Origin of the sequence: Pseudorhodoplanes sp. (genome assembly GCF_035565855.1) — a bacterium.
Classification (GTDB): domain Bacteria; phylum Pseudomonadota; class Alphaproteobacteria; order Rhizobiales; family Xanthobacteraceae; genus Pseudorhodoplanes.
This window is the reverse complement of record NZ_DATMRX010000175.1, coordinates 1-2,936: the sequence shown is the minus strand read 5'-3', so window position 1 is coordinate 2,936 and position 2,936 is coordinate 1. Positions and strand designations below refer to the sequence as shown.

The following is a 2,936-nucleotide window of genomic DNA, read 5'->3' as shown; positions in this document are numbered from 1 at the left end:
CCGCCTGATCTCAAGGCCATCGTGGAAAATGCCTGCGCGGCCTGCAACACCGTCAGCGAAGCCTGGTGCCAGAAAAACAACGCGGAGGCGCTCGAAGACCTCGTCAAGAACCAGGGCGTGATCGCGCAGCCCTTGCCGGATTCCGTGGTCAAGGCGCTCCGGGTCGCGACCGACAAGGTTCTGGCAGAGGCGGTCGCGAAGGATCCCGTGACCAGGAAGGTCCACGAATCCTACATGGCCTACAAGAGCAAGTACGATAACTGGGCCGACCTCAGCGAGACCGTCTACCACACCAAGATCAGGAAGGCCTGATTGCAATCCATCGAAAAGCTGGCCGGCGGGATCGATGCATTCACCGATCTTGTCGGCCGCCTGACCTCGTGGCTGTCGCTTGGCATCGCGCTGGTCATGGGCGCCAACGTGCTCCTGCGCTACGCCTTCTCCTACGGCTTCATATGGGCGCAGGAGCTGGAGTGGCACATCTTCGTGCCGATCTGCCTGTTCGGCATGTCCTACGCACTGCAGCACAAGGAGCATGTGCGCGTCGACGTGGTGTTTCAGTATTTTTCCGAGCGCAACAAGCATCGCGTCGACATCGTCGCCGCCTTTATCTCGATGACCTTCTGCGTCATCGTGATCTGGCTCTCGATCCCTTACGTCTACCAGTCCTGGTCGATCGGTGAGGGCACCGCCAATCCCGGCGGGATCGAGTATCGCTACATCATCAAGTCGCTGATCCCGATTGGCTTCGCAATCATGTTCATGCAGTCGCTCTCCGAGGCGATCAAAAGCTATCTCGCGATGCGGAGAGCGTGATGCCCTACGTCGAGATTCTCGCCATCTGCATGCTGGCGTCGTTCTTTGTGCTGCTGATGGCCGGCATACCGGTCGGGCTCACACTTGCGACCAGCGGTCTCGTGTTCGGCTATCTCGGGTTCGGCAGCCTGCTGTTCAACCTCTTGCCCGGCCGCATCTTCGGCGTGGTCACCAACCAGACGCTGCTGGCGATTCCGCTTTTCGTCTTCATGGGCATGATGCTCGAAAAGTCGAAGCTCGCCGAAGACCTGATGGACGTCATCGGCCATCTGTCGGGCTCGCTGCGTGGAGGGCTCGGCATCGGCATCGTCTTCGTTGGGGTGCTGCTCGGCGCCACCACGGGCATCGTCGGGGCGACGGTGGTGACGCTCGGGCTCCTGACATTGCCCGGCATGATCCGCCGCGGCTACGATAAGGGTCTCGCCTGTGGCGTGATTTGCGCATCGGGCACCCTCGGCCAGATCATCCCGCCGAGCCTGATCCTGATCCTGCTCGCCGATATTCTGAACCTCTCGGTCGGCACCCTGTTCGCCGCGGCGATGATCCCCGGATTGATGCTGGCCGGAATCTACGTCGTCTACATTCTGATCCTTGGCATCATTCGGCCCGACAGCGTGCCGGCCTTCTCCGCGGAGGAGCGCGCATCGCTCTCGCGCGGCGATCTGATGCAGAAGCTGTTCAAGGTCGTGGCGCCGCCGGTCGGGCTTGTCGCCGCCGTGCTCGGCTCGATCATCGCCGGCATTGCGGCGCCCTCGGAAGCGGCTTCGATGGGCGCGCTCGGCTCGATCGCGGTCGCAGCGATCGGCGGGCGCCTGTCATGGAGCGTGCTCCGCGACACCGCCCAGGCCACCACCAAGATCACCGCGATGATGATGTTCATTCTCATCTGCGCACAGGCCTTCGCGCTCGCATTCCGCGGACTGCAGGGCGAGAAGATCGTTCACGACCTCTTCGCCTTCCTGCCGGGCGGCATCAGCTTCGACATCTGGTTCCTGATGCTGATCATCTTCATCCTCGGCTTCTTCATCGAATGGATCGAGATTTCCTACATTGCGGTGCCGCTGTTCCTGCCGGTCTTTCTGCAGGCCAATGTCGACATGGTGTGGCTCGCGATCCTGATCTGCGTGAACCTGCAGACCTCGTTCCTGACGCCGCCGTTCGGATGGGCCTTGTTCTTCCTGCGCGGGGTCGCTCCGCCGGAGGTCACGACCGGTGACATCTATCGCGGCGTCGTGCCGTTCATCATCATGCAGCTTGTTGCGCTGGCGCTGGTGTTTTTCTACCCCGCGCTCGCGACCTGGCTGCCGACCGCGATAGGCTGGTGAGCCCGTACGTGCCGCGATAGACTTCGCGTGATGAGGGGCGGCGCGAAGACACATGTGACGTTGCGTCCTCGGCATCAGCGACTGAGGACACCGTGCCGAACATCACCCGCCGGGATTTTCTCGATGGCTGCGCACTGGCGATCGGGGCAGGACTGACGCCGCTCGCGCAGCTTGCCCGGGCGCAATCATCGCCATATCCGCCGGCACTGTCCGGGCTGCGCGGCCATCATGTCGGGTCGTTCGAGGTCGCGCACGCCATGCGCGACGGCGAATTGCCGGATTTTTCGGGGCGCCCGGTGTCCGAAGACTACGATCTCGTCGTGGTCGGAGCCGGCATCAGCGGGCTTGCCGCGGCGTATTTCTTTCGCAAGCGCCATCCGCAGGCGCGCATTCTCATCCTCGACAATCACGAAGATTTCGGCGGGCACGCCAAGCGCAACGAATTCATGGTCGATGGCCGGTTGATCCTCGGTTACGGCGGCAGCGAGTCGCTGCAATCGCCGAAGGCATTGTGGAGCAAGGTTGCGTCCGGCTTGCTGAAGGAGCTCGGCGTTGACATCCGGCGCTTCGAAACGGCGTTCGAGCGCAAGCTCTATCCATCGCTCGGGCTGTCGCGCGGCGTCTTCTTCCCGCGCGAGACGTTCGGCCGCGATGCGCTGGTCAGCGGCGACCCGACGCATACCGCTGCCGACGATCTCGGTCCCGGTCTTCTGAATGCGAAGCCGATCGCCGCATTTGTGTCCGGATTTCCACTGAGCGACTCCGACAAGGCGCAGATCCTTGCGCTCTACGATG

General features: G+C 62.6%; 3 protein-coding genes and 1 pseudogene. All 4 read left to right on the top strand.

From position 1 onward, the window contains the following. Window positions 1-312, top strand: a pseudogene (locus tag VN004_RS09545) (ABC transporter substrate-binding protein); the annotation flags it as partial. Beyond that, the gene (locus VN004_RS09540) at window positions 313-816 is read left to right on the top strand and encodes a TRAP transporter small permease subunit (protein WP_325609325.1); all 504 of its coding nucleotides are present in this window, start codon (window positions 313-315) and stop codon (window positions 814-816) included. Further along, window positions 816-2,141, top strand: a complete 1,326-nt coding sequence (locus VN004_RS09535; protein ID WP_325609323.1) for a TRAP transporter large permease subunit — start codon at window positions 816-818, stop codon at window positions 2,139-2,141. Before VN004_RS09540 ends, VN004_RS09535 begins: the two co-directional genes overlap by 1 nt. 92 nt (window positions 2,142-2,233) lie before the next feature. Further along, window positions 2,234-2,936 (top strand): FAD-dependent oxidoreductase (locus VN004_RS09530; RefSeq protein ID WP_325609321.1); only part of this gene is annotated, 703 nt, incomplete at its 3' end.

What these genes read in the sequence shown, in the direction of transcription:
- VN004_RS09535 (WP_325609323.1), top strand. Translation starts at nt 816, where the DNA reads ATGCCCTACGTCGAGATTCTCGCCATCTGCATGCTGGCGTCGTTCTTT.